The 25838-nt window shown below is 72.6% G+C and carries 22 protein-coding genes; 12 read left to right on the forward strand and 10 right to left on the reverse strand.

From position 1 onward, the window contains the following. The first annotated feature begins 69 nt into the window (after window positions 1-69). From pyrR to H3C53_09545, 5 genes are all read left to right on the forward strand, one after another. Window positions 70-609 (forward strand): bifunctional pyr operon transcriptional regulator/uracil phosphoribosyltransferase PyrR, encoded by a 540-nt coding sequence (gene pyrR, locus H3C53_09525; GenBank protein ID MBW7916903.1) that lies wholly within the window; start codon window positions 70-72, stop codon window positions 607-609. 80 nt (window positions 610-689) lie between these two features. Next, window positions 690-1574 (forward strand): aspartate carbamoyltransferase catalytic subunit, encoded by an 885-nt coding sequence (locus H3C53_09530; protein MBW7916904.1) that lies wholly within the window; start codon window positions 690-692, stop codon window positions 1572-1574. A gap of 47 nt (window positions 1575-1621) precedes the next feature. Next, window positions 1622-2287: an ABC transporter ATP-binding protein gene (locus H3C53_09535; GenBank protein MBW7916905.1), complete on the forward strand. Its 666-nt coding sequence runs from the start codon at window positions 1622-1624 to the stop codon at window positions 2285-2287. Window positions 2288-2375: 88 nt separating this feature from the next. Further along, the gene (locus H3C53_09540) at window positions 2376-3728 is read left to right on the forward strand and encodes a dihydroorotase (protein ID MBW7916906.1); all 1353 of its coding nucleotides are present in this window, start codon (window positions 2376-2378) and stop codon (window positions 3726-3728) included. Between the two features lie 74 nt (window positions 3729-3802). Next, window positions 3803-4657, forward strand: a complete 855-nt coding sequence (locus tag H3C53_09545; protein ID MBW7916907.1) for a Crp/Fnr family transcriptional regulator — start codon at window positions 3803-3805, stop codon at window positions 4655-4657. 15 nt (window positions 4658-4672) lie between these two features. On the opposite strand, the gene H3C53_09550 is transcribed toward H3C53_09545, so the two are convergent. The 4 genes from H3C53_09550 to H3C53_09565 form a co-directional block, all read right to left on the reverse strand. Further along, window positions 4673-5263, reverse strand: coding sequence for an SCO family protein (locus H3C53_09550; GenBank protein MBW7916908.1), 591 nt, complete (start codon window positions 5261-5263; stop codon window positions 4673-4675). 8 nt (window positions 5264-5271) lie between these two features. Continuing rightward, a complete protein-coding gene (locus H3C53_09555; protein ID MBW7916909.1) occupies window positions 5272-7605 on the reverse strand; it encodes a PAS domain S-box protein in 2334 nt (777 codons plus the stop codon). 137 nt (window positions 7606-7742) lie between these two features. Then, window positions 7743-9878 carry a (Fe-S)-binding protein gene (locus H3C53_09560; protein ID MBW7916910.1) on the reverse strand — a complete coding sequence of 712 codons (2136 nt, stop codon included), beginning with the start codon at window positions 9876-9878 and terminating at the stop codon, window positions 7743-7745. A gap of 428 nt (window positions 9879-10306) precedes the next feature. Beyond that, window positions 10307-10903: a biotin transporter BioY gene (locus H3C53_09565; protein ID MBW7916911.1), complete on the reverse strand. Its 597-nt coding sequence runs from the start codon at window positions 10901-10903 to the stop codon at window positions 10307-10309. 70 nt (window positions 10904-10973) lie between these two features. Here H3C53_09565 and H3C53_09570 point away from each other — a divergent pair, with 70 nt between their 5' ends. The 3 genes from H3C53_09570 (at window position 10974) to H3C53_09580 (ending at window position 15744) form a co-directional block, all read left to right on the forward strand. After that, window positions 10974-11477 carry an acyl-CoA thioesterase gene (locus H3C53_09570; protein MBW7916912.1) on the forward strand — a complete coding sequence of 168 codons (504 nt, stop codon included), beginning with the start codon at window positions 10974-10976 and terminating at the stop codon, window positions 11475-11477. A 177-nt stretch (window positions 11478-11654) separates the two neighbouring features. Continuing rightward, window positions 11655-13724 carry a transketolase gene (tkt, locus tag H3C53_09575; GenBank protein ID MBW7916913.1) on the forward strand — a complete coding sequence of 690 codons (2070 nt, stop codon included), beginning with the start codon at window positions 11655-11657 and terminating at the stop codon, window positions 13722-13724. 271 nt (window positions 13725-13995) lie between these two features. After that, window positions 13996-15744 (forward strand): DUF3352 domain-containing protein, encoded by a 1749-nt coding sequence (locus tag H3C53_09580; GenBank protein MBW7916914.1) that lies wholly within the window; start codon window positions 13996-13998, stop codon window positions 15742-15744. A 25-nt stretch (window positions 15745-15769) separates the two neighbouring features. Here the strand turns inward: H3C53_09580 and H3C53_09585 are convergent, their stop codons facing one another. Continuing rightward, the gene (locus H3C53_09585) at window positions 15770-16447 is read right to left on the reverse strand and encodes a dephospho-CoA kinase (protein ID MBW7916915.1); all 678 of its coding nucleotides are present in this window, start codon (window positions 16445-16447) and stop codon (window positions 15770-15772) included. Between H3C53_09585 and H3C53_09590 the strand changes: the two genes are divergently transcribed. Next, window positions 16446-17795, forward strand: a complete 1350-nt coding sequence (locus tag H3C53_09590) for an HD domain-containing protein (GenBank protein MBW7916916.1) — start codon at window positions 16446-16448, stop codon at window positions 17793-17795. The genes H3C53_09585 and H3C53_09590 overlap by 2 nt on opposite strands. A gap of 12 nt (window positions 17796-17807) precedes the next feature. On the opposite strand, the gene H3C53_09595 is transcribed toward H3C53_09590, so the two are convergent. From H3C53_09595 to galE, 3 genes are all read right to left on the reverse strand, one after another. Further along, window positions 17808-18311 (reverse strand): 6,7-dimethyl-8-ribityllumazine synthase, encoded by a 504-nt coding sequence (locus H3C53_09595; GenBank protein MBW7916917.1) that lies wholly within the window; start codon window positions 18309-18311, stop codon window positions 17808-17810. Window positions 18312-18336: 25 nt separating this feature from the next. Next, entirely contained in the window at window positions 18337-18924 is a 588-nt protein-coding gene (locus H3C53_09600; GenBank protein MBW7916918.1) for a hypothetical protein, read from the reverse strand. 322 nt (window positions 18925-19246) lie between these two features. Beyond that, window positions 19247-20230 (reverse strand): UDP-glucose 4-epimerase GalE, encoded by a 984-nt coding sequence (gene galE, locus H3C53_09605; GenBank protein ID MBW7916919.1) that lies wholly within the window; start codon window positions 20228-20230, stop codon window positions 19247-19249. 92 nt (window positions 20231-20322) lie between these two features. On the opposite strand from galE, the gene H3C53_09610 reads away from it, so the two are divergent. Both H3C53_09610 and H3C53_09615 read left to right on the forward strand, forming a co-directional pair. Further along, a complete protein-coding gene (locus H3C53_09610) occupies window positions 20323-21279 on the forward strand; it encodes a branched-chain amino acid transaminase (protein MBW7916920.1) in 957 nt (318 codons plus the stop codon). Window positions 21280-21294: 15 nt separating this feature from the next. Continuing rightward, entirely contained in the window at window positions 21295-22146 is an 852-nt protein-coding gene (locus tag H3C53_09615; protein ID MBW7916921.1) for an EamA family transporter, read from the forward strand. Between the two features lie 63 nt (window positions 22147-22209). Here H3C53_09615 and H3C53_09620 read toward each other — a convergent pair whose 3' ends face one another. Then, on the reverse strand, window positions 22210-22386 hold the full coding sequence (locus H3C53_09620; protein ID MBW7916922.1) for a hypothetical protein: 177 nt from the start codon (window positions 22384-22386) through the stop codon (window positions 22210-22212). 313 nt (window positions 22387-22699) lie between these two features. On the opposite strand from H3C53_09620, the gene H3C53_09625 reads away from it, so the two are divergent. After that, window positions 22700-25423 carry a G8 domain-containing protein gene (locus H3C53_09625; GenBank protein ID MBW7916923.1) on the forward strand — a complete coding sequence of 908 codons (2724 nt, stop codon included), beginning with the start codon at window positions 22700-22702 and terminating at the stop codon, window positions 25421-25423. Here H3C53_09625 and H3C53_09630 read toward each other — a convergent pair. Continuing rightward, entirely contained in the window at window positions 25395-25802 is a 408-nt protein-coding gene (locus H3C53_09630) for a hypothetical protein (protein MBW7916924.1), read from the reverse strand. The two genes, H3C53_09625 and H3C53_09630, sit on opposite strands and share 29 nt — an antisense overlap. Window positions 25803-25838: the final 36 nt, after the last annotated feature.

The raw sequence follows: 25838 nt of genomic DNA on the forward strand, positions 1-25838 counted from the left end.
ACCTTTTAACCGGTCCCGCGAGGCCGGAAGGGAGACCGGATGCAGAGCGCCAACCCCCAACCTCAGAACGTGACCTTCAAGGCGACCCTCATGGCGGGGCCGGAGCTGGAGCGTGCCCTGAAGCGCATCGCGCACGAGATCGTCGAGCGCAACAAGGGCGCCGAGGGCCTCGCCATGGTCGGCGTGCACACGCGCGGCGTGCCCATCGCCGAGCGGCTGGCGACCCTCATCGAGGAGTTCGAGGGCATCAGGCCGCACGTGGGCAAGCTCGACATCACCCTCTACCGCGACGACCTCACGGAGATCGCGCTGCAGCCCGTCGTCAAGAAGACGGAGGTCGACTTCGACGTCCACGGCACGCGCATGGTGCTGTGCGACGACGTGCTCTACACGGGCCGCACGGCCCGCGCGGCGCTCGACGCCATCATCGACATGGGGCGGCCCGCCGTGATCCAGTACGCGGTGATGGTGGACCGCGGGCACCGCGAGCTGCCCATCCGCGCGGACTACGTCGGCAAGAACGTGCCGACCTCGGCGGCGGAGGTCGTGCAGGTGAAGCTCGTGGAGGTCGACGGCGTGGACGCCGTCGAGCTCTGGGAACGCGCTTGACGGCCCCCGCCGCCGCGACGCGAGAACCCCCGGCGCCGAGGCACCTGCTCGACTTCGGGGGCTGGACCGCGGCGAACGTCATGGCGCTGTTCGCGACCACCGACGTGATGGCTCAGGTACTCACCCGCACCATCAAGAAGGTGCCCGCCCTGCAGGGCTTCACGGTCGCCACGCTCTTCTTCGAGGACAGCACCCGCACGCGCCTGAGCTTCGAGCGGGCCGCCAGGGCGCAGAGCGCCGACGTCATCTCCTTCGCGGCGGGCGGCTCGTCGCTCAAGAAGGGCGAGAGCCTGCGCGACACGCTGCGCACCGTCGACCGGCTCCAGGTCGACCTGTACGTGGTCAGGCACCCGGCGAGCGGCGCGCCGCACCAGTTGGCGCGGTGGACCGACGCCGCCATCGTCAACGCGGGCGACGGCCGGCGCGCCCACCCCACCCAGGCGCTGCTCGACGCCTACACGCTGCTCAAGCGCATCGGGGCGCCGGGCGACGCGCCCTTCGCGGGCAAGCGCCTCACCATCGTGGGCGACATCGACCACTCGCGCGTGGCGCGCTCGAACGTGGAGCTCTTCACGCTGCTGGGTGGCGAGGTCACGCTCTGCGGCCCCGCCACACTCGTGCCGAGGGAGTTCGGCGACCTGCCCGGGGTGCGCCTGGCGTACGGGCTCGAGGAGGCCGTGGAGGGGGCGCACGCGGTGATGGCGTTGCGGTTGCAGCAGGAGCGGATGAGCGCCGGGCTCCTGCCGTCGCTCGCGGAGTACGTGGCGCGCTACCAGCTCACGGAGCGGGTCATGGCGGGCGCGGCGCCCGGCGCCGTCGTCATGCACCCCGGCCCGCTCGTGCGCGACCTGGAGCTCGACAGCGCCCTCGCCGACGGGCCTCGCAGCCTCATCGAGGAGCAGGTCGCCAACGGCGTGCCCGTCCGGATGGCCGTGCTCTACACGCTGCTGGTAGGTAAGCGGTGAGCGGCGCGGGCGTAGGTTCCGCGTCGGCGGGGCGGGGAGGCGCCGGCATCCTGGAGGCCCGCGACGTCAAGAAGTCCTACGGCAGCGGCGAGAGCTACTTCGAGGCCCTCAAGGGCGTGTCGCTCACCGTCCGCGGCGGCGAGAGCGTGGCCATCACCGGCAAGAGCGGCTCCGGCAAGTCGACCCTCATGCACCTCCTGGCGCTTCTCGACACGCCCGACGGCGGCAGCGTGCTGGTGGACGGCACCGACGCCGGCACGCTCGGCAAGGGCGCCCTGAACGAGCTGCGCAACCGGCGCTTCGGATTCGTGTTCCAGCAGTTCTTCATGATCCCGAACGCCAGCGTGCTCGACAACGTCGTCCTGCCCCTCAAGATCGGCGGCATGCCGCGCGGCAAGCGCGTGGCGCGCGGCATGGAGGTGCTGCGGCAGGTGGAGCTGGCCGACAAGGCCGGCAACCGCGCCACCGCCCTCTCCGGCGGCCAGAAGCAGCGCGCCGTGATCGCGCGGGCCCTGGCGAACTCGCCCGCCGTGATCTTCGCCGACGAGCCGACGGGCAACCTGGACAGCGCGACGGGCGCCGTGGTGGAGGACCTGTTGTTCGAACTCAACCGCGAGCGCGGCATCACGCTGGTGATCGTCACGCACGACGAGGATCTGGCGGCGCGTTGCGACAGGCGCGTCCAACTGAGGGACGGGCGGGTGGAACGGTGACGGGCCGCGCGCCCGGGGACAGGGCGGGGCTCGGCGCCTCCGCGAGCCCGCTGCGCCGCCCGGTGGGGCGGGAAGGGAACGGGGCCGGATGTCACGAGTGAACGGGGAGCGGCGGGCGGAGGGCGGGAGCGCAGGCGCACCGGGTGGGGCGCGGCACCCGAGCGCGGGTCCGCGGACCGTGATCAGGCGCGCCCGGCCGCTGGCGGCCGGCGGGCCGGGGGAGCCGGTCGACGTCTACGTGAAGGGCGGGATCATCGAGGGCTTCGACCTGGGTGGCGCCGTCGACCACGACTTCGACGCGGAGGGCCACCTCATCACGCCGGCCTTCGTCGACCTGCATTGCCACCTGCGCGACCCCGGCCAGGAGGTGAAGGAGGACCTGGCGAGCGGCCTAGCCGCCGCCGCCGCGGGCGGCTTCGGCACCGTCGTCAGCATGGCCAACACCGCGCCGGTGATCGACGAGCCGGGCCTCGTGGCCGACCTGGTGCGGCGGGCGGAGGCCATCGGCCAGGCGCGGCTGCGCCCCGCCGCGGCGCTCAGCGTGGGGCTCCGCGGCGAGCGGCTCACCGACCTGGCGGCCCTGAAGGCGGCCGGTGCCGTGATGGTGACGGACGACGGCGTGCCGGTGGCCGACGGCCACCTCATGCGGCGCGCCTGCGAGTACGCGGCCGAACTCGGTCTGGTGATCCAGACGCACTCCGAGGAGCCCACGCTCCGCCACGGCGGCGTGATGAACGAGGGCGCCGTGAGTCGCGCCCTCGGCCTGCCCGGCAACCCCGCGGAGGCCGAGGCGATCATGGTGTTCCGCGACGCCGAGATCGCCCGCCTGACCGGCGCTCGCGTCCACGTCGCGCACGTGAGCAGCAAGCGCGCCCTCGAGGTGGCGAACTGGCAGCGCGCCAGCGGCGCCCCCATCACCGTCGAGGTGACCCCGCAGCACCTGACCCTCACGGACGAGGCGCTGCGCGCCTTCGACCCGGTGTTCAAGGTAGCGCCGCCATTACGCACCGCGGCCGACGTGGCCTACCTGCGGGAGGCGGTCAGGGCGGGCGCGGTCGACAGCATCGGCACCGACCACGCGCCGCACACGCGCGCCGAGAAGGAGCGCGACCTGTTGGAGGCGCCGTTCGGGATAGCCAACCTCGAGGTCACGTTCGCGCTCCTCTACACCGAGCTGGTCGCCACGGGCGAGCTGCCGCTCGACCGACTCCTGCACCTCCTCCAGGGCGGCCCCGCCGCCGTCATGGGTTGGCCGGCCCCCGCCCTGGCGCCTGGCGCACCCGCCGACCTGACGGTGTTGGACCTCAAGGCGGAGCGCGAGGTGGTGGGCGAGCGGTTCAGGAGCAAGGCCAAGCGCGGCCCCTGGGAGGGCCGCCTCCTGCGAGGCTGGCCCCGCCTCACGATGGTAGGCGGCGCCGTCTGCTTCGAGGCCGCGACCTAGGCACGCGCCGACGGGCGCCCGGCAAGTGACGAGGATTCCTCACCGCCGGCGGCGCACATGCCTACAATGTGGCCATGACGGCAGCCGCGGACGCCCACCAGCCCACCCCCCATCACCCCCTGGGGGGCGCTGGCCTCGCAGAGCCGCCAACGGCGCTGCGACTCGGCGGTCCGCCCCCCACCCCGGCGGCTCGCCCAGGCTCGACCGCGGCTCCCGTCATGCCCGACCGCGTCGCGCCGACGCCGTACAGCACGCCGTCCGCGCCGGAGCTGGCGGAGCTCGTCGTGGGCGCGGGCGCCACGACCACGCCCCTCGCCCTGCACCGGCTGGCGCTGCGCACGCATGCGCGCGGCGACGAGCTCTATAGGGCCGGCGACCGCGCCGAGGCGGTGTTCGTGCTCGAGGCGGGCCTCGTGGCACTCGAACTCGACGCCCCCAGGCCGCGCATCGTGGCCCTCGCCGGCCCGGGCGACGTGATAGGCGCCCTCGTGCCCGGCAGGGACGCCTACCTGGAGACCGCCACGGCCCTCAGCGGCGAGGTGATCGTGCGCCAGGTCGACGCGCTCACCGGGGCGGAGCTGCCGCCGGAGGCGCTCGCTCAGCTCCTGCTGGGAGCGGCGGCGGCTCGGGTGGCCATGCTCACCCACACGCTCGAGGACGCTGAGCAACCCGTGCCCGCCCGCATCGCTCGCGCCTTCCTCCGCCTAGGCTCGCGCTTCGGTCAACCGCTCACCGACGGCACCGTCAGGCTCACCCTCCCGATCACGCACGACACCCTAGCCGCCATGGTCGGCGCTGCCCGCGAGACCACCACCGCGGTCATCGCGCAGTTCCGGGAGCTGGGGTTGGTGCAGGGAACCCGCGGCAACTACCGGACCAGGCCCGGCGCGCTGGCCGAGTACGCCCTCGAGACGGCCCTGGCGCAGTAGCGGCCCGCGCGCGCCCTAGAGGCGGCGCAACAGCTCGGGGATGTCGTCGCCCAAGCGCGGCACCGCGTCCTGCCCGTAGATGTACCGCAGGTAACCGCGGCGGTCCACCACGCCCACCACGTCGGTGTGCGCCACGCTGCCACCACCCTCCACGAACCCGACGAAGAACGCCTTCGCGGCCGCCGCCACCTGCGAGTTCGTGCCCGTCAAGCCCATGAAGGCGGGATGGAAGCGACCCACGTACTCACCCAGCACCTCCGGCGTGTCGAACCCCGGGTCAACCGTCACCATCACCACGTCGAGGTCCGCTGGCTGCCCGGCCAGCTCGTACGCCCGCGCGAGGCGCGCCATCGTGAGCGGGCACACGTCCGGGCAGCGCGTGTAACCGAAGAACACCAACGCCACCGACCCCGCCAGGTCCCCCGCCAGGTCCACAGGATCACCCGCCGTGTCGACCAGGTCCAACCCGGTGACCTGCACGGGCGTCCTCAGCTCCGTGCCCGCCAACGCCCGGCGCGGGCTCAAGTACGACCCCAGCAGGAACGCGGCGGCGCCAACCACCACCAGCCCCGCCAGCAACCACGAGTACCTCACGAAACGTGCCACGCCCGCAACTATACGGGCCTTGGCACCCGCGCCTCGTACTCCCACATCTCGAAGAACGCGGCCACAACGTCGGGGTCGAAGTGGGTGCCGCTACCCTCGCGGATGAACTGCAACGCCCTGTCGCTCGGCCAGGCATCGCGGTACGGTCGCTCGGACGTGAGGGCGTCGTACACGTCCACGACCGCGAATATCCGCGCCGCCAACGGGATCTGCTCCCCGCGCAGGCCGCGCGGGTAACCGCCGCCGTCCCACCACTCGTGGTGACAGTAAGGGATGTCGAGGGCCGGCCGCAAGAACTCGATGGGCGACAGCAACTGGTACGCCAGCTCCGGGTGCGTCCGCATGACGGCGAACTCCTCGTCCGTCAACGGGCCCCGCTTCAGCAGGATGCTGTCCGGGATGCCCATCTTGCCGATGTCGTGCAGCAGCGCCCCGCGCTGCAGGTGCACCACCTCGTCGGGCGCCACCCCCAACCGCCGCGCCAACCTGACGGTCATGTCCGTCACGCGCTTGCTGTGACCCGCCGTCTCCTCGTCCTTCAGGTCGAGCGCGCTGGCCCACCCCTCGATGGTGCGATCGTAGGCGCGCTGCAACTCCAGGTTGCTCCGCTCCAACGACCTGAACAGCTGCGAGTTCTCCACCGCGATGGCGCCCTGATCGGCGTACGTCTCCAGGAACTCGAGCCACTCCGGGGTCGGCTCCATCGGCCGCTTCGCGTACAACTCGATCACGCCCTGGAGCTGGCCCTTGGCCACCATCGGTACCGCCATGTACGACGTGTAATCGGCCTGGTGCGCCGGCTCGATGCCCGCTCCCCACCCGTCGGCGGCGCGCAGGTCGGGCAGGAACACCGCGCGCTGGTCGAGGCCCGCCTCACCCGCCGGCCCCTCCCCCAGGTCGACGCGCGCCCGCAACCTCAGCTCGGTGGTGAAGCCGAACCCCATGGCGGGCGCCAACGCGCGCAACTGCGAGTCGTACAGCAAGATGGCGATGGCGTCGATGGCCAGGTCCTGAACGAGGTGCCCCATGAAGATGTCGAACACCACCTTCACGTCCACGCTGTTCGTGATGGCCATGTCGATCCGCCGCAACGACTGCAGGTGCGTGAGGCGCCGCTTCAGCTCGTCGTTCAGCGAGCGCACCTTGTCGACCGTCGCCTGCTTGTCGCCCACGCGCCGGTAGGTGAGGACGAACGCCGCGATGTTCGGGTCGTGGAGCATGTTGATCACCGAACCCTCGAGCCAGTGGTACTCGCCCGTGGCGCCCCGCACGCGGAACCTCACCTGCTCGCTTGCGCCCAGGCGCGCCTCCACGAGGTCGAAGGCGTCCGACAGGGCCGCCGCGTCGTCCGGATGGATGAGCTCCAGCTGCCGCGCCCCCAACAGGTCACCGATCTGATGCCCGAGCAGCGGGCGCTCCTCGTCGTTCACGCGGACGAGGCGCCGCCCCCTGTCGAGGAGCACCAGCCCGTCGTTGCCCCGCTCGAAGATGGCGCGGAAGTACGCCTCGCTCGACCGCAGCCGCCGCTCCTCGACGACCTGCTCCGTCCTGTCGCGCGCCTGCACGAGGAGGCCCCGCACGTCAGGCTCGCTCGACAAGTCGGTCGCCAGCACCTCGAACCAGCGCCACGCCCCGTCCACGCGCGCCCTCAGCGTCACCTTCACGTTCGTCAACGGGTGCTTGGTCGCGTCGTAGCGCGGCGCCAACGCCGTCTGTGCCGCCTCGCGGTCGCGCGGGTGGACCAGGCGCCACAAGTCGAGCTCCCGATGCTCCCCCGCCACCAGGCCGAGGAGCGCCGCGCTGGGCGAGGCGTAATCGACGCGCCCGTGCGCGTCCACCACGAAGAACAGGTCGGACGACCGTTCGATGAGCGCCTTGAAGCGCCGCTCGCCGCGGTGGCCGCGCGGATCCAAAGGCCGCGTGGGCAGGGCGCGGCACATGAGCACCGTCCTGCCGTCCTCGACGCGGAACGCCTTCACCGCCGCCGGCACCAGCCCACCCTGCGGCCGGACGAACTCCACCTCGAGCTCGAGCGGGCCGTTGCGGTCGGGCGCGACGATGAGAGCGAACAGCGGCGCCGACACGGGCAGCAACCGCACCAGGGCCATGCCGAGCAGCGCTCCCGGCCTGACCTGCAGCATCTCCTCCGCCGCAGGGTTCGCCGCCGCCACGTGATCGCTGGCGTCGAGGACCAAGATGGCGTCCTGCACGCGCGAGAACACCTCGGCCAGCAGGAGCGCCCCGAGCGCCGCGTGCGGCTCCCCTACCCCCGCGCTACCGTCGCCCCCATGGCGCGGCCCGGTCCTGGCAGGGCCGCCCACCTCGGTGGGCGGTCTCGGCATCCCGGAACGGTCGCTGCACACGGTCGGCGTTGTCTCCTAGGCGGCGCGCCCATGGCCACCGGGCGCGACTCGCGACCCCAACAGGATATGCACGAGCAGATCTACCCCGCTGGCGAAGATCGCACTCTGCGGGCCCGTCAGTCGGCGCCGACCCCCGCCGCCCCGCCCGCCGCGTCGGCGCCGCCGTGCGCGTGGTGGTCGAACAGCGCCTGGATGCCGTCCAGGCGGGCCGCCACCAGCTGCGCGATGTCGAGTACCTGCGGGGCGCCCTCGGCCTCCGCGCCGTCGCTCGACGAGAGCATGACCTTGCAGAACGGGCAGCCGGTGGCTATCACCTGGGCACCGGTGGCGACGGCCTCGTCGAAGCGCGCGTTGGAGACGCGTTGGTCACCCTCCTCCTCTTCCTTCCAGAACTGGGCGCCGCCCGCGCCGCAGCAGAACGAGTCGTTGCGGTTGCGCGGCATCTCCACGATCTCGTTGCCGCCGCTCGTGAGAACGTTGCGCGGCGCGTCGTAGACGCCGTTGTGGCGCCCCAGGTAGCACGGGTCGTGGTAGGTGATCGACTCATCGAGGGCGAAGGTGGGTATGCGCCCCTCGGCCATCAGCTGCTCGATGAGCTGCGTGTGGTGGGTCACGCGGTAATCGCCGCCCAGTTGGGGGTAGTCGTTGATGAGCGCGTTGAAGCAGTGCGGGCAGGTGGTCAGCACGAGCTTGCGCTTGTCCTTGTCGAGCCTCTCGTCGACGAGAGCGGCGTTCAGGGTCTCGACGTTCTCCGTGGCGAGTTGATAGTAGAGGTACTCGTTCCCGGCCCGCCGCGCCGGGTCGCCCGTGCACTTCTCGGCCTTGCCGAGCACAGCGTAGTTCACCCGCGCCTGCTCGAGGATGCGCACCATGGCGCGCGTCGTCTTCTGCGCCGCCGGGTCGTAGGCACCGGCGCAACCGACCCAGAAGAGCACCTCGAAATCAGGGTTCTCGGCCACGGTGGGGACCTCGAGGCCATCCGCCCACTCCATGCGCTTGTCCTGCGAGATCCCCCACGGGTTGCCGCTACGCTCCATGCCCCGGAACGCCGTCTGCAGCTCGGCCGGGAACTCGCCCTGCATCATCACGAGGTCGCGCCGGATGTCGACGATGTCGATCATCTGCTCGCAGCCCACCGGGCAGACCTCCATGCAGGCGCCGCAGGTGGTGCACGCCCACACGGCCTCCGCGGGGATGGCGAACTCCAGTAGCGGCCGCGGGCTCTCCTCGCCGGCCGCGAACGACGCCGCGATGGCGTTCAGCTCGTAGCGCTTGTTGATCTCGAGCGCCGCCGGGCTCAGCGCCTTACCGGTCTGGTTGGCCGGGCAGACGTTGGCGCAGCGGTTGCACTGGATGCAGGCGTAGGCGTCGAGGATCTGCGGGAAGCGCAGGTGCTCGAGCTTGGCGGCCCCGAACTGCTCCGCGGTCTCGTCCTCGAGGTCGACGGGCTCGAGGACGCCGAGCGGCACCTTGGCGAGCTCCTCGGTGCGCCTCTCCAGGGCGAAGTCCACGGGCGCCGCGAACAGGTGGATGTGCTTGGAGCGCGGGAAGTAGGGCAGGAACGCCAGGATGATGCCGAGGGCGCCCCACCAGAACACGTGCCAACCTATGATGCGCCCGTCGCCCGGGCCGATCAGGCCGGCCACGAGGCTCGTGATGGGCTGGAACTGGTCGGGCTGACCGTGCGACGCGAGCAGGAACCCCTCGGCGAGCAGCCGCGACCCGACGTGCAGGAGGATGAACCCGCCCACTATCAGGCTGTCGCGCTCCACCCCGCCCGTCGTCACGCCCTCGTGCAGCTTCACGCGCGCGCCGTGGCGGATGGTCTTCGGTTTGACCAGGAAGCGCCTGACGAGGAAGTACACCATCCCGACGAGGATCAGGAACGTCAGAAGGTCGGCGACCAGGCGGTAGGCGTCGCCGAGCGCCCCGAAGTGCAGCCGGGAGGTCAGGCCGACGGGCAGCAGCCCGTTGAGGGCGTCGACCGCGTTCACAGCCAGGTAGAGGATGAAGCCGTAGAAGATGAACGAGTGGAAGAAGCTCGCCACGGGGCGCGCCCGGAAGACGGTCCGCTGGCCCAGCGTGCGCAGTACGCCGTCGAGCAGGCGCCGCGGCAGCTGGTTGAGGCGCGGCACGGGCCCCACCTGCCCCCGGGCGATCACGGCGACGACGCGCCTGAAGCCCAGGAACGTGAAGTAGAGCGACGTGGCGGCCAGCAGCACGAAGACGATCTTCTCGGGGAGGCTCAGCATGTGGGGCGTCCTTCTGCGCCGTCAGCGGCAACGCGCCGCCCGGGTGTGATGGGCCAAGTGTATAGGTCGCCGCGACCAGGGGTGCCCGGACGCGCCCGAGCGCGTACAAGCCAACCGCGGGGGCGGCGCCCGCAGGCGCCCGGCTGCACGGCGTCCGGTGTACTCCCTTGTCGCTTGGACGCCACACGCGCCGCGCCTCGGGACTAACATGGCGCTACCACGGAAAGGAGGTGGTCTGATATTCAACGCACAGTGATGACCAGTGGAGGTGCCCGCCTAGGGTAGCCCAGGACCGCCTCCTGGATAGGGCCGGACCCTAGGGGTTCCCTGAATTCCAGGCTGGCACCGACTCGCCCCCGACCGTTCCGGTCGGGGGCGAGTTCATTCACGATCCGGCAGCAAGCGGCAGGTGCGCGCCGCCGCCAGGGCTAGGCGCCGCGGCCGCCCAGCCGCCACGCCGCAGGGAGCAGCGCCGTGGCCACACCCAACTTGACGAGGTCGCCCACCACGAACGGGACCAGGCCAACCTGCACGGCCTGAAGCCACGTGCCGCCGAGCGCCACGCGCAGCCAGGCGAGGCCGAAGGCGTAGATGAGCAGGCTGGCGGCGAGCATCGCCAGGGCGGTGGAGCCGGCCGAGCGGTCCCAACCGCGCTCCGCGAGGGCACCGAGCAACCAGGCGGCCACGACGAACCCCACCAGGTAGCCGCCGGTCGGTCCAAGCAGGTAGGCGACGCCTCCCTGCGCCCCCGTGAACAGGGGGAGCCCTACCGCGCCAAGTAGTAGGTAGGCGCCGGTGGTGGCCACGCCGAGGCGAGCCCCGTAGGCGGCGCCGAGCAGCAGCACGCCCAGCGTCTGCCCGGTGACGGGCACGGGCCCCAACTGCACCCGCAACTGCGCGAGAAGGGCGAGGAACGCCACCCCGACGACCACGAGCGCGGCGGCGCGCAGGCCGGCGCGGCCGGCGGCGTCGGGCGCCGGCAGGAGACTACTCACCAGGGTGGACGTGCGGGGCGCGCTGATCATCTTCGTTCGGGCCTCCTCTGCGACCGGCGGGACCGGTGGGCAGCAGCATACCAGCGCCTATACTTGCGGCGTGCCAGAGCCAACCGCCAGCCCGAGGTCGTCAGACTGGGTGATCTCCGTCCACACCGCCTTCCCAAACATGGCCAACCCGCTCGGGACACTCTTCGGGGGGCACGTCATGGAGCTGATGGACATGGGCGCCGCCGTCGCCGCCCAGCGCTTCTGCCGCCAGGTCGTGGTGACCGCCTCCACCGAGCCCATCGACTTCCGGAACCCCATCTACGTGGGCGAGATCATCGAACTCAAGTGCCGCGTCGCCTGGACCGGCCGCACCAGCATGATCATCCGCTGCGAGGTCCACGGCGAGAACCCCATCACCGGCGAACGCCGCCTCTGCACCATCGGGCACCTGAACTTCGTCGCCATCGGCGCGGGCGGCCGCCCCACGCCCGTGCCGCAGCTCCAGGTCGAGTCGGAGATGGAGCGGCGCCACTGGGAGACGGCCAAGCGGGTGCGCGAGGACCTGGAGCGCCGCCGCGCCCGCAAGGCGTACGAGCCGACCGGCGGCGCCTGACAGCGGCAGTCGATCGCCGCGCCGACGACGCTCGCGACCGACCTGGCGTGCCCGGCGCTCGCCCCGAGCGCGGCAAACGGGCATGAGAAGCAAGGGCCACCCTGGTATCCTCGAGGGGCCGCGCGTTGCCGCCGCGCACGACCAGGGCGCGCACGGGCGGCACTTGGAGGGACCGTCATGCCCGACCAGACAGCCGACAAGGCACTCATGCAACGCTCCGTCAACGCCATCCGCGCCCTCACGATAGACGCCACGCAGGCGGCCGGCGACGGTCACCCCGGCATGCCGATGGGTTCGGCCACGATGGGCTACACGCTCTTCGCGCACGCCATGCGCTACGACCCGCGCGACCCGCACTGGCCGAACCGCGACCGCTACGTCCAGTCGGCCGGGCACGGCTCCATGCTCATCTACTCGCTCCTGCACCTCACGGGCTACGACCTACCCATGGACGAGCTGAAGCGCTACCGCCAGTGGGGCTCCCTCACGCCGGGCCACCCCGAGTACGGCCACACGGCGGGCGTGGAGACGACCACGGGGCCGCTGGGGCAGGGCATCAGCACCGCGGTCGGCATGGCGCTCGCCGAGGCGCACCTCGCCGCGCGCTACAACCGGCCCGGCTTCCCCATCCTCGACCACTTCACCTACGTCATCGCCTCCGACGGCGACCTGATGGAGGGCGTCTCCAGCGAGGCGTCCTCGTTCGCGGGGCACCAGGGGCTGGGCAAGCTGATCGTGCTGTACGACGACAACGGCATCTCGATCGACGGCTCCACGAGCATCACCTTCACGGAGGACGTGTCGGCCCGCTACCGGGCGTACGGCTGGCACGTGCAGGAGGTGGCGGACGGCAACGACGTGGCGGCGCTGGAGCAGGCCATCGAGGCGGCCCGCAACGAGCCGGCCCGCCCCAGCCTCATCGCCGTGCGCACCGTGATCGGCTACGGCTCGCCGCACCTGGCGGGCACCTCCAAGGTGCACGGTTCCGTCCTCGGCGACACGGAGAGCGCTGCCACCAAGGCCAACCTCGGCATCGACTGGCCCGCGTTCACCGTGCCGGACGACGTGCTCGCGCACATGCGCGGGGCGGTCGAGCGCGGCGCCCGCGATCACGCCGCCTGGCGGGCCCTGTTCGAGCGCTACCGCGTCGAGCACCCCGACCTCGCCGCCGAGTTCGAGCGCGTGATGCGCGGCGAGCTCCCGGCCGGCTTCGACGCAGAACTGCCGACCTACCCGGTCGGGAAGAGCGTGGCCACCCGCAAGGCGTCACACGAGGCCCTCAACGCCCTCGCGCGGCGGATGCCCGAGCTGGTCGGCGGTTCTGCCGACCTGGCCGGCTCCAACTACACCGACATCGACGGCGAGAAGGCCATGCGCCCCATCGACCACTCGGGGCGCATCGTCCACTTCGGCATCCGCGAGCACGGCATGGCCGCCATCGGCAACGGCCTCATGCTGCATGGTGGCCTGCGACCGTTCGTGGCCACCTTCCTCATCTTCTCCGACTACCTGCGCCCCGCCCTGCGCCTGTCGGCCCTGATGGGGATCGGGGTCGTGTTCGACTTCACCCACGACAGCATCGGCCTGGGCGGCGACGGGCCCACGCACCAGCCGATCGGCGAGCTCATGTCGCTGCGCGTCATGCCGAAGCTCGACGTCATCAGGCCGGCCGACGGCAACGAGACCGCGCAGGCCTGGGCGCACGCCATCGCCTCCCGCGAACGCCCCACTGCCCTGGCGCTCACCCGCCAGAACGTCCCGAACCTCGCGGTGCCGGCGGGCGCCGTGGCGCGCGGGGCGTACGTGCTGGCGGAGGCCGGCGCCGCGGGCGGCCTGGCGGAGGGCGGCGCCGGCGCCACGGCGGACATGCCAGGCCCCGCCGCGCTGCCCGACCTCATCCTCGTAGGCACCGGCTCCGAGGTGCAGCTCTGCCTCGGCGCCCGCGACGTGCTGGAGGCCGAGGGGATCCGCACGCGCGTCGTGAGCATGCCCAGCTTCGAGCTGTTCGAGCGGCAACCGGAGGCGTACCGCGCGGCCGTGCTCCCCGCCGCCGTCCGGGCCCGGGTGACGGTGGAGGCCGGCGCCACCCTCGGCTGGGAGCGTTACGCCGGTGAGGCGGGCGAGACCATCGGCATCGACCGCTTCGGCGCGTCTGCGCCCGGCGCCGTGGTCATGCGCGAGTACGGGTTCACCGTCGAGAACGTGGTCGCCGCGGCGCGGCGCACGCTCGCCCGAGCGGGCGCCTGACCGCCCGCTCGGCTCGGGCCTCGGCGCGCCCGTCAAGTTCGGCCCGCGCAGCCGCGCGGATCGACGGGCGCGCCGAGGCCGCTTGACGTTGTTTTCACGTTGGCACCCTAGACTGGTGTCGGCCTGGCGCCCTTGAAGGCGGGCGCCGATCCGGATCCCGGTCAGGTCGGCCACGACTGGGCCCGCCAGGGTCAACGAGTGACCGTGGCCACCGCCCTCGGGCCGCTGGCGCCGCTAGCATGGTGCGCGGTCACCACTCGCAGGAGGACAGATGGAACGCAAGCCCCCAACCCCCCTACGTCGCCCCCACGGGGCCCTCGGTCGCCTGACCCTGGCCCTCGCGCTCGCCGCCGCGCTCGGTCTCGCGGCCGCGCAGTCGCTGGCGCCCCTGCTCCCGTCCGACACCCTCGTGGCGTTCGGGGTGCAAGGTCTGAAGCAGCACGAGGCCAAGCTGCAACCCATCATCGACGAGTGGGAGCGCCTCGACCTCACCAACCTGCTCGAGCGCGCCGGCGGCGAGGGCGCAGACGACGAGTTGCCCGCCGAGCTCAAGGGGCTGACCCTGTTCGACGTCCTGGGCGACGAGTTCTGGATCGCCGCCTCGGCCTCCAGCTTCAGCCCGCTGCCCGCGGTCGTGCTGGTCGCCCGCGTCTCCGATCGCGCCTCCGCCCTATTCACCAAGGCCCTCGCCGACGAGCAGGCCGACGCCACGGTGGAGAGCCTCACCGAGGGCAACATCCCGTTCGAGGTGTACACCTCGGACGACGACGACCTGACGTTGGCCGTCGCGCGCGACGGCGACTTCGTGGCCCTCACCACGAACCCCGACACGATGCGCGGCGTGCTGCGCCGCTACCAGGGCGCCGCCGAGCCCAACTTCACCGACTCCCCGGCGTACGCCGCCACCCTCGCCGGCCTGACGCCCGCCGCGGTGTCGTTCCTCATCGACCTGCCGGCCGCCGCCAAGGTGGCGCAGCCGCTTGCCGGCGGTTTGGGCTTCGACAAGAGCATCGAGCGCGTGGCCGCCATGCTCAAGACGGTGGGCGTCGTCGCCAGCGTCGCGCGGCTCACCGACGCGGGCATCGAGACGCTCTCGATCCAGGCGCTGGGCGACCGCTCCCTCGACCCGGGCCTCTACGACCTCCTCACGGCCAAGGGCGCCTACCCCGCCGGCGTGCTCGGGTTCGTGCCCGACACCGCGCTCGGCGTGCAGGCGGGCAACCTCGACCTGGGCGCCTGGTGGCGTTACCTCAACCAGCTCGTCGCCGGCCTCGAGGAGCTCGGCGTCGGCGACCTGGACACCTTCCTGGCGGAGAACATCGGCCTCGACCTCAACCAGATGCTGTTCAGCTGGATGGGCGCGGGCGCCGGCACCATCACCATGTCGATCCCGTCGGCCGCGGCGCCCGGCATGGCGCAGGGCAACGTCCTCGGCGACGCCGTCTACCTGCTGGCCGTCACCGACGAGGCCGCGGCGCAGGCAGGCCTGGCGCAGTTCCTGACCATGGCGACGAGCATGGCATCGTCGTTCATGGACCCGAGCGGTGGCGCCGGCTTCGTGCAGCCCACCACGCGCACCTCGGCGGGCGTCAACGTCACCTCGTACGACCTCGGTGAGGGCATCACCTTCGAGATCGCCTTCTCTGGCGGCTACCTCCTCCTCGCCACCAGCTCGACCGGCATGGACGCCGCGTTGGCGGCCGGCGCCGACGGCGCCGCCGGGGTGTCGGGCAGCCTGGCCGCCCTGCAGCCGAACGTGCCCGCGGCCGCCGTGAGCATGGCGCTGTCCAACGACCAGGCCAGCCTCAGGGCGCTGGCGGACACGCTGTTGTCGCAGTTCGGCATGGCCGCCGGCCTGGCCGGCAGCGAGGACCTCGACTTCGAGGCGGTGGAGGCGGCGGGTGCCGCCCTCACGCAGTTCGTGAACTTCGTGGCCGACAAGTTCGGCGGCTCGTACTCCTACCAGGTCGTCGACGGCGGCGTCGTGCGCGGCTACGGCCTGTCGCAGGTCAGCTGGTAGGGGACGACGGGGTCGGTCGGCGCCCCTAGGGGGCGCCGGTCGTCGGTGGCGCGCCCGTGGGCGGAGCGGCAAGCAGCTCTCCCCATAGGCGCGCCACCTGTTCTTCCAGGGCGGCGAGGTCGCCAGCGTTGTCGATGACGCGGTCAGCGCGCGCCGCCTTCTCCTCCAGCGGCAGCTGGGCGCGGTCGCGGGCGAGCGCCTCCTCCCGCCCGAGGCCGCTGCGGCGCGCCAGGCGCTCGGCGCGCACGTCGAACGGCGCGTAGACCACCACGACCACGTCCATGGTGGCGTCCAGCCCCACCTCGAACAGGAGCGGGACGTCGTGCACGACGACCGGCGGCATGGGCCGGCGCGCGGCGGCGGCCGCCTCCAGCTCGGCCCGGCGCCGGGCCACCCACGGGTGCACGATGGCGTTCAGGGTCGCTCGCGCGGCCGGGTCGGCGAAGACCTTGGCGGCCGTGGCGGAGCGGTCGAGCGCCCCGTCCTTCACCAGTTCCGGCCCCAGCGCTCGCGCCACCGCCGCCAACACCTCGCCGGCCGCGGTCGCCTCCCGCGCGAGCGCGTCGGCGTCGATTACCACCGCGCCGCGGGCCGCCAGGAGTCGGGCCACGGTGGACTTGCCGGAGCCTATGTTGCCGGTGAGGCCGACACGCAGCGGGCGGGCGCGTCCGTCTAGAGTAGGTGGCGGGGAGGTCTCGCCGATGTCCGTGCCAGAGTCGCTCGACACGAGCCAGTTTACGCCGTGGCCACCGGGAGCCCTGCTGGTCGGCGGCGCCGTCCGCGACGCCCTGCTGGGCCGCGCGGCGCGCGACCTCGACTGGCTGGTGCCGGACCCGGCCGAGAGCGCTCAACGCCACGCCGAGAGGGTGGGTGGCTCGGCCTTCCTGATGGACGAGGAGCGCCGCCACTGGCGCCTGGCGCTGCCCGGCGGCGCCGTCCACGACTTCGCGCCGTTCAGGGGCGCCCCGGGCGACGTGGACGCGGACCTGTGGCGACGAGACCTGACCTGCAACGCCATGGCGCTGACGCGAGGGGGCACGCTGATCGACCCGACCGGCGGCGCCGACGACCTGGCGCGGCGCCGCGTGCGCATGACGTCCGCCGCCAGCCTCGGCGCCGACACGGTGCGGCCGCTGCGGGCCGTCAGGTTCGCGGCGACGCTCGTGTGCGAGCTGGACGACGCCACCAAGGACGTCGTGATCGAGCAGTTCTTCGCCCAGCGCACCGGGGCGGCCACCGCGCCGGCGTGGGAGCGGGTCGGCGCCGAGCTCCAGCTCCTCGTCGAGTCGCGTTACGCGCCGCGCGGCTTCGCCCTCCTGAAGGCGCTGGGCGGGCTCGCCATCTACCTGCCGGAGCTCGAGCTGGGGCGCGGCGTCGACCAGGGGGCCCTCCACCACCTCGACGTGCTCGACCACCAGCTCGAGGCGCTCAACCAGCTGTTGGCGGGCTTCCCCGACTCCGGCGCGGCGCTGCGTTGGGCGACGCTGCTGCACGACGTGGGCAAGCCGGCGAGCCTCGGGCACACGCCGCTAGGCACCCCGACCTTCTACGGGCACGACAAGGTGGGCGCGGAGATGGTGCAGCGCGCGCTGCGCCGCCTCAGGCTGCCGGGTGAGGTCGTCGACCGCGCGGCGGCGCTGGTGCGTTACCACATGCTGCAGATCCCCCGCGAGGAGCGGGCGGTCAGGCGCTTCGTGCATAGGCGCCGGGCGTTGCTTCCCGACCTCCTCAAGCTGATGCTCGCCGATAGGGAGGCCGCGCGCGGCAGGGCCGCCAGCCACGCAGGGCGGGTCAGCTACCGCAGCGCCGTGTCGGGCGTGCTGGCCGCCCTCGAGGCGCAGCCGGCCCCCGCCGGCCTGCTCAACGGCGACGACGTGATGGCCCTCCTCGCCCTGGCGCCGGGCCCGCGCGTGGGCGAGGCCCTCGCCGTCGTGGCCGAGGCGCGCGCCGTTGGCGACGTGCACGACCGCGCGGGCGCGGAGGCGCTGCTCGTTCGCTACGCCGCCGCGCAGGGGTGGACCGTCGAGCGGGGCGCCGCGACGCGCCCCTAGCCTAGGTGGTTCTCAGGCCTTGCTGACCTGGCGGCCGGCGCGCGCCGGCCGCGCCGCCAACTGCTTCATGAGGTTCGCCATCTCCACGGCGGTGGCGGCCGCCTCCGCCCCCTTGTTGCCGGCCTTGCCGCCCGCCCGGTCGAGGGCCTGCTCGAGGCTGTCGGTGGTGACAACGCCGAACACGACCGGCACGCCGCTCGCCTCGCCCGCTCGCGCCACCCCGCTAGCGACCATGCTGCACACGTGATCGTAGTGACTCGTCTCGCCGCGCACGACGGCGCCCAGCGTGATGATGGCGTCGAACTCGCCGGAGGCGGCGAGCTTGGCGGCCGGCAGCGGGATCTCGACCGCGCCGGGCACCCACACCACGGTCGTGCCCTGCTCGGTCACGCCCATGCGCCGCAGGGCGTCGAGCGCGCCGTCGAGCAGGCGGCTCGTGACGAGCTCGTTGAAGCGGCTCACGACGACGCCGAAGCGCAGGCCGCTACCCGCCAACGTCCCCTCGCGAACGATCATGCTCACGCTCCGCCGCTACGGACCATCACTGCAGGTCGACGTCGAGGACGATGTCCTCGACGCTGGACGTGATGGCGTAGACGGCCTTGTCGTCGGGGAAGCGCACCGTGAACACGTTCCACCCGGCGGCCAGCTGCAGCTCGCTGCCGCCGCCCGTGAGGGTGGCGGGCTTGTCGACGAACAACAGGGTGAAGAAGCCGACCGGCGCCTCGAGGCTCGCCAGCCCGATGTAGAAGCGGTCGACGACGCGATCGAAGACGCCGTTGCCGTTCTGGTCGACGTACATGTTGAAGCGCGCCACGGCGACGTTGACGTCGCTCTCGTTGACGCGGTACTCGTTCTGCAGGCCGGGCAGCAGGACGCTCCCCGAGCGGAACGGCTTGAGTTGATCGGCGGGCACGGCGCCGGGCGTCACGCGGAACGTGCCGCCCACGGGCGCGACGGACGTGACCTCGAGGCCCCACACGTTGTCGGAATCGACGATGTGGATGGCCACGCGGGTGCCCTCGGCCAGCGGCCCGTCGCTCTTGACGATGCCGCTCATGACCGCCCCCGACTGCGCCCACGCCAGCGAGGCGAGTGCGAGTAGGGTGGTGAGGAGTAGTCGCTTCATCACACGCTCCAAGTGAGTCGAAGAGTAGCACGGCGCCTTCTGGCGGCAGTTCGCCCTGCCGAGACGGCCGTGTGGCGCCCTTCCCCAGCACCCCGGCCTCCGAGGCGTCTTGGTCGCGGGGTCGCTCGCGCCGTGGGTGACGCCGCCCCGGGCCTCGCCGCCGCGACGCTCGTGGCGCCGCTGGTGCCAGGGAACGCACCGCAACAGGTCATATCACATCTTCGGGCCCCGCCCCCACCTCTCGGGTGAGGAGCGGGTGTCGGCGCTTAATGGGGCCCTCATGCGCCGCGCCGCCGTGGCGGCCGGCCCGCTCGGGCCGCCCTCAGCGCCCCTCGTAGCCCCCCGGGTTGGCGCGGTGCCACTGCCAGGCGCTGCCCACGATTGCGCCGAGGTCCTCGTGGCGGGGTTCCCAGCCGAGCTCGGCTCGGGCCTTGCTGCTGTCGGCCACCAGGACGGGCGGGTCGCCGGCGCGCCTGCCGACCTCGACCTCGCGGATGGCGGCTCCCGTGACCCGCCGGCACGCCTCGATCACCTCGCGCACCGACCAGCCTGCGCCGCTACCCAGGTTGTAGGCGTGGGCGCCGCCCCGCTCGAGCGCCTCCAGCGCCAGGACGTGAGCGGCCGCCAGGTCGCTCACGTGCACGTAGTCGCGGATGGCGGTGCCGTCGGGCGTGGGGTAGTCGGTGCCGAACACCTGGATGGCGTCGCGCCTGCCGGCAGCGACCTGCAGGACGAGCGGCACCAGGTGCGTCTCGGGGCGGTGGTCCTCGCCCAGCTCGGCCGTGGCGCCCGCCGCGTTGAAGTAGCGCAACGCGGTGGAGGCGAGGCCGGTGGTCCGCGCCAGCCAGCCGAGGGCCCGCTCGATCATCAGCTTCGACTCGCCGTAGACGCTCTCGGGCCGCAGCTCGGCCACCTCGGCGATCGGCACCGAGTGGGGCGTGCCGTAGACCGCCGCCGTCGACGACAGCACGAAGCGCTCCACCCCGCGCTTGACGGCCACGTCGAGCAGGGCGAACGTGCCGGCCGTGTTGGCGAGGAAGTACTTGGTGGGTTGCGCCATGCTCTCGCCGACCAGGGAGGCCGCGGCGAAGTGGACCACCGCGGTCACGCCGTGGTGACGCAGGGCGAAGTCGACCATGTCGGCGTCGGCCACGGAGGCGTGGACGAACGGCACGCCGTCGGGCACCGCCGCGCGGTGTCCCGTCGAGAGGTCGTCGAGCACCACGACGTCGTGGCCGGCGCCCACCAGGGCCGCCACCGTGACCGAACCGATGTAGCCGGCGCCGCCGGTGACGAGTACGTTCATGGCGGTGAGTCTAACCGCCCCCGCGCCGGCCGGGCGCGGCACCGACCCGGCGTGGGCGATACTCTGGTCAGACCGACGGGAGGGCGCTAGGCATGAGCACTCAGAGCGGGGCGGCACGCCCCACGACGCTACTCAACGACGCGGGCCTCATCTGGCTCGACGGGGAGCTGGTGCCCGAGGAGCGGGCGCAGGTGAGCGTGCTCACGCACGCCCTCCACTACGGCACGAGCGTCTTCGAGGGCCTCAGGGCCTACGAGACGCCGCGCGGCGCGGCCGTCTTCCGCCTCCCGGAGCACTCGCGCCGCCTGCTCGAGTCGGCGAAGATCATGGGCATGCGGCTCGACCTGACGCCCGAGGCGGTGTCGGCGGCGGTGCTCGAGACGCTGCGCGCCAACGGGCGCAAGCACGCCTACGTGCGGCCGCTCGTCTGGTACGGCTCGGAGGGGCTCGGGGTGAACCCGGAGCGCAACAGCCTCCACTTCATGGTGGCGACGCTGCCGTGGGGCAGCTACCTGGGCGAGGACGTGATCCGCAAGGGTGCGCGGCTGATGACGAGCTCGTGGCGACGCTCCGCCGGCGACATCCTGCCCACCAAGGCGAAGGCCGGCGGCAACTACGTGAACTCCGTGATCGCCAACTTAGAGGCGCGGGCGAACGGCTTCGACGAGGCGCTGCTCCTCGACAAGCAGGGGTTCGTGGCGGAAGGTTCGGGCGAGAACGTCTTCCTGGTCAACGGCGGCGTGCTGCAGCCGATCGCGCACTCGGTGAACCTGCGCGGCATCACCCGCGACTCCATCATCCGGATAGCCCGGTCGCTGGGCATGACGGTCGAGCCGGTCATGGCCACCCGCGACGAGCTGTACACGGCCGACGAGGTGTTCCTGGTCGGCACGGCGGCGGAGGTGACGCCCGTCGCCAGCCTCGACCGACGCCTCGTCGGCGCGGGGGCGGCGGGCCCCGTGTCCATGCGGTTGCGGGAGCGCTACCTCCAGGTCGTACACGGCGAGGTGCCCGAGTTCGATAGTTGGTTGACGTACGTCGACGGCTGAGGAGCGCGCGCTAGCGTGACGCCCCTCGCGCTGGCCCTCGTTGGCGGCTCGGCCGTCCTGCACGCGACCTGGAACCTGCTGGCCAAGCGGGCGCGGGGCGGGGCCGAGTTCGTGTGGCTCTTCGCGACGCTCACGACGGTGGTCTACGCGCCGGCGGTGCTGGCCTACGTGCTCGTGACGCGCCCGGTCTTCACGTGGCAGCACGCGGGCCTGGCGCTCGGCTCGGCCGTGCTGCACGTGGCGTACTTCGTCAGCCTGCAGCGCGGCTACCGCCTGGCTGACCTCTCGCTCGTCTACCCCACGGCGCGCGGCAGCGGTCCCGCCCTCGCCACGCTCCTGGCGGTGGTCCTGCTGGGGGAGCGTCCCGGCCCGCAGGCGCTGGCGGGCACGGCGCTGGTAGTGCTCAGCGTGTTCGTGCTGGCGGGCGGCAGGGGCGGGGCGGGCGCGCGGGCCGGCCTGCGCTACGGCCTCATCACCGGCCTGTTCATCGGCAGTTACACCGTCTTCGACGGCTTCGCCGTGGGCCATGTCGGCGCCGCGCCGCTCCTGTTCACCTACGCGGGCGAGGTCGGTCGCAGCCTGCTGCTGCTGCCACTGGTGGCGCGGCGCCGCCCGCAGCTCCGCGCCGCGTGGCGCGACAGCCGGCGCGAGGCGCTCGGCATCGCCCTGCTGAGCCCGCTCGCCTACGTGATGGTGCTCGTTGCCATGACGTTCACGCCCGTGAGCCTGGTGGCGCCGACGCGGGAGGTGAGCATCCTGCTCGGGACGCTCCTCGGCGCCCGCCTGCTGGCCGAGGGCGACGTCAGGCGCCGCATGCTTGGCGCCGCCGGCATGGTCCTGGGCGTGACGCTGCTGGCGCTGACCTGATAGGGCAGGTCGGGAGGGCGCCGCGAACGGCGCCCTCCCGACCCAGGTTCTTCCCTGACGCGATCAGCGCGTGACGCGGCGCCTGCGCCAGGTGCGCGAGTGCGCCCTGACGGAGCTGGGCTGGTTCGCCCAGTGGTTCTGCAGGCGCGGGGCGGGTTCGCCGTCGTGGTAGCCGGCGCGGCGCAGGTCGGCGTCGACGCGGGGGTTGCCGATGCGGGCGATGAAGGTGTTGTCGTACATGTCGTCTTCCCCTCCTTCGGGGTCCCGTGCGGGGGGCTCGTCGTGGCGGCCCGGCACGGCGGCACCCGGCCGGGCCGGATGCCTTCGCTCTTCGGTTCGTTCGGTGGGTTCGCGCGGGGAGCGGCCGCGCCTCCAACTGCCTGCCTGGACGCTTGCTGATCGGGCGTCCCGGCGCCGTCTTCCGCCGGGCGCTCTGCGCCCGGGCCGAAGTGGGAGTATAACACGCCCGGCCTGCCTGCCTCGGTGTCGCGCCCGAACGGGCAACCGAACTAGTTCACACCACGGCCCGCGCCGCGCCGCCTAGCCTGGGCGCGTGGCAGCTCCAACGCACCTCCGCTTCACTCGCTTCCTCCCGGGCCTGCTCGCGGGGCTGATCCTCCTGGCCGCCTGCGGCACGGCGCCCACACCGGGCACGGCCTGCGCGGGCACGACCTGCTGCGAGCGCGCCGGCGCCATGGCGGAGTACCCGCCCACCGGTCGGCGCTTCGACCGGGCGCTGCTGGCCGCCCCCGACCCCTCCCCCGCCCCGCCCACCCCGACGCGGGCGTGGTCGGACGCGACCGGGTGGCCGGGCGGCACGCTGCCGCAGGAGGGCGACGCCGTGGTGATCGGGACCGGCGAGGTGGTCCTGCTGGACGTGTCGCCGCCCCGCCTCGACTCGCTCGAGGTGGCCGGCGCGCTCGTGTTCGACCGCCGCGACCTCGAGTTGAGGGCGGACGCCATCCTCCTCTGCGGCGGCTTGTACATCGGGTCACAAGACGAGCCGTTCCGGCAGCGCGCCGTGATCACCCTCTCGGGCGGCAGGCCCGCCGCGCCGAACGACGGACACCTCGGCGCCAACCACCTCGCCCTCCTCGGCGGCACGCTGGAACTCTACGGCGCGCCGGAAGGGACGGCTTGGACGCGCCTGGCAGAGACGGCCGCCGCGGGCGCGACCAGCGTCGTGGTGGACGACGCCGCGGGCTGGCGGGTGGGCGACAGGCTCGCCATCGCCTCCACCGACTTCTACGCCGACACCGGACCGAGCGGGGCACGCCGCGACGCTCAGGTCGAGGAGCGCACCGTCACCGCCGTTACCGGGGCCCGCCTCACGCTCGACCGGCCACTCGACTTCCTCCACTTCGGGGTGGCGCAGACGTTCGGCAACCCCGGCGGCGCGACCCTCGAGTCGCGGGCCGAGGTCGTGAGGCTGAGCCGGAACGTGACCGTGCAGGGCCCCGCGTCCGCGGCGGACCCCGGCAGCCCCGACTACCAGTTCGGTGGCCAGATCATGGCCATGGGAGCGAGCCGCGTGAGGCTCGACTCCGTCGAGCTTGCCCGGATGGGCCAGGCGGGGCTCCTCCTCCGCTACCCGGTGCACTGGCACATGATGGGCGACGCCGGCGCCGGCAGCTTCGTGCGCAACTCCACGCTCCACGACCTCTACAACCGCTGCATCACGATCCACGGCACGGCCGGGGTGCTGCTCGACGGCAACGCCGCCTACGGCACGCAGGGCCATTGCTACTTCCTCGAGGACGGCTCGGAGACCGGCAACCTGCTGCGCGGGAACCTCGCGCTGCAGGTGCGCAGGCCGAGCGAGGCGAACGCCATCCTCCCCACCGACCGCAGCCACATGGGCCCCGCCGCGTTCTGGGTGACGAACCCCGCCAACTACCTGGTGGGCAACGTCGCGGCGTCGTCGGAGGGCTCCGGCTTCTGGTACGCGCTCCCGGAGCACCCGACCGGGCCCTCGTACGACAGGCTGGCGGGCGCGACCACGTGGCCACGCCGCACCCCGCTCGGCGCCTTCGACGGCAACCTGGCGCACTCCAACCGCCAGGACGGCCTGCACGTCGACCGCGGCCCGGCCAAGGTCACGTTGGCGGCGGAGACGACCTCCTACACGCCGCGCGTCGACCCGGCCGACAGGTCGTCCGCGCCGGTCACGGCCTACTTCGACTCCTTCGTGGCCTACAAGCACCGTTCGGCGGGCGCCTGGTTCCGTGGCGACAACACCGTGCTGAGGGGCGCGCTCCTCGTCGACAACGCCATCGGCGTGACCTTCGCCTCGAGCAGTTCCGGCCTCACCGGCTCGGTGGTGGTGGGCGAGAGCGCCAACCTCGGCTCGCCGCGCTCCTGGGAACCCACCGGGCTGGACGGGCGCGCCCTGCCGCGCTACTGGGACGAGCAGTTCGCCGTGCGCGGCTTCGAGTTCTACGACGGCCCGGTCTACGTGACCGACACCTACTTCGAGCGCTTCGAGCCGAACGCGTTGCGCGAGGCCGCCGCCATCAGCGTCCTCGACTACACCTCCTGGTCGATGAGCCCCCTCTCCTACGCCTCGGGGCTCGAGTTCGCGCCCGCCACCAACCGCGTCCGGCTCGAGACGCGCGCCATGGAGGCCTACGCCCCGAGAGTCGAGGATTCGGGCGAGGACGGCTACCGCAGCGCCGTGTCCCGCGACGAGGACGGCAGCGTGACCGGCACGGCGGGTAGCTACGTGACGGTCGTCAACCCGCTCCTGGCCGCGCCCACCTGCCAGTACCGCGCGGATTGGAACGCCAACGTCTGCGACGGCCACTACGTGAGCCTCACGCTCCGCGACGACGGCGAACCGGCCCAGGGGTTCGCCCCCCTCTCCTTGCGCCGCGCGGGCGACAGCGCCACGCACCCCCTCTACGGTTCGCCGAACGGCGGCCCCAGCGTGCCCAACGTCCACTACCGCAGCATCGTGCGCGCGGGCCACGAGTACGTGTACGAGCACGCGCGCGGCACGCCCAGCGACTTCAGCATCGACCTTCGCGAGTTGCTCCCGGGCGACCGGCTCGTGGTCAGCCTCCCCTACGCCGGGGTCGACCTGCCGTTCATCTACCGCGATTACTGGATCGACGACCGTGGCCGCGTGCCGGCCGCCCCCACCCTGGCCATCCTGCGTGGCGGCACGGACGCCGCCTACTACCTGGACGCCGCGGCGGGCCGGCTCTACCTGCTGTTGGCGCAGCAGTCGGACCGCGACTGGGCGCGCCTCACCGTCTGCCAGTCGCGCCTCTGTTGACCTCGGCCTCTTCTTGGCCCAGATCGAGAAGGTCGAGGCCCTCCTCGTCGGTGGGTGCGTGACGGAGGCGGCTCTTGAGGTGGTTGCGGCGCTCCGGGCTGCGCAGGGCCTGCTCGGCGATGGGCTCCATGAAGACGAGCAGGAGCTCGAAGCCGGCGCGGGCGAAGGTGCTGCGCAGGACGTGCAGGTCGAACTCCAGTGCGTCCTCGAGTTCCGTGACCATGGCGAGCACGGCGTCGCGGTCGCCCTTGAGCAGGGCCATGGCGACGTCGGTGGCGCGCCGGCCCTCCCCGAAGCTCACCTTGACGCCGCCGCGCAGGGCGCGCTGCAAGATCACCGCCTGCGCCCTGAGGATGCGGCCCTGAAGGTCGTCGGGCAAGGCCGCCGGCAGTAGCGGCGCGGGCTCCCGCTGCGG

The organism is Trueperaceae bacterium, from assembly GCA_019454765.1.
GTDB lineage: Bacteria > Deinococcota > Deinococci > Deinococcales > Trueperaceae > JAAYYF01.

Bases quoted from the DNA above. Each gene is read 5' to 3' on its own strand.
- H3C53_09530 (MBW7916904.1), top strand. From the start codon at position 690: ATGGCGCTGTTCGCGACCACCGACGTGATGGCTCAGGTACTCACCCGC.
- H3C53_09540 (MBW7916906.1), top strand. From the start codon at position 2,376: ATGTCACGAGTGAACGGGGAGCGGCGGGCGGAGGGCGGGAGCGCAGGC.
- H3C53_09545 (MBW7916907.1), top strand. From the start codon at position 3,803: ATGACGGCAGCCGCGGACGCCCACCAGCCCACCCCCCATCACCCCCTG.
- H3C53_09555 (MBW7916909.1), bottom strand. From the start codon at position 7,605: ATGCCGAGACCGCCCACCGAGGTGGGCGGCCCTGCCAGGACCGGGCCG.
- H3C53_09560 (MBW7916910.1), bottom strand. From the start codon at position 9,878: ATGCTGAGCCTCCCCGAGAAGATCGTCTTCGTGCTGCTGGCCGCCACG.
- H3C53_09565 (MBW7916911.1), bottom strand. From the start codon at position 10,903: ATGATCAGCGCGCCCCGCACGTCCACCCTGGTGAGTAGTCTCCTGCCG.
- tkt (MBW7916913.1), top strand. From the start codon at position 11,655: ATGCCCGACCAGACAGCCGACAAGGCACTCATGCAACGCTCCGTCAAC.
- H3C53_09580 (MBW7916914.1), top strand. From the start codon at position 13,996: ATGGAACGCAAGCCCCCAACCCCCCTACGTCGCCCCCACGGGGCCCTC.
- H3C53_09590 (MBW7916916.1), top strand. From the start codon at position 16,446: ATGTCCGTGCCAGAGTCGCTCGACACGAGCCAGTTTACGCCGTGGCCA.
- H3C53_09595 (MBW7916917.1), bottom strand. From the start codon at position 18,311: ATGATCGTTCGCGAGGGGACGTTGGCGGGTAGCGGCCTGCGCTTCGGC.
- H3C53_09600 (MBW7916918.1), bottom strand. From the start codon at position 18,924: ATGAAGCGACTACTCCTCACCACCCTACTCGCACTCGCCTCGCTGGCG.
- galE (MBW7916919.1), bottom strand. From the start codon at position 20,230: ATGAACGTACTCGTCACCGGCGGCGCCGGCTACATCGGTTCGGTCACG.
- H3C53_09610 (MBW7916920.1), top strand. From the start codon at position 20,323: ATGAGCACTCAGAGCGGGGCGGCACGCCCCACGACGCTACTCAACGAC.
- H3C53_09620 (MBW7916922.1), bottom strand. From the start codon at position 22,386: ATGTACGACAACACCTTCATCGCCCGCATCGGCAACCCCCGCGTCGAC.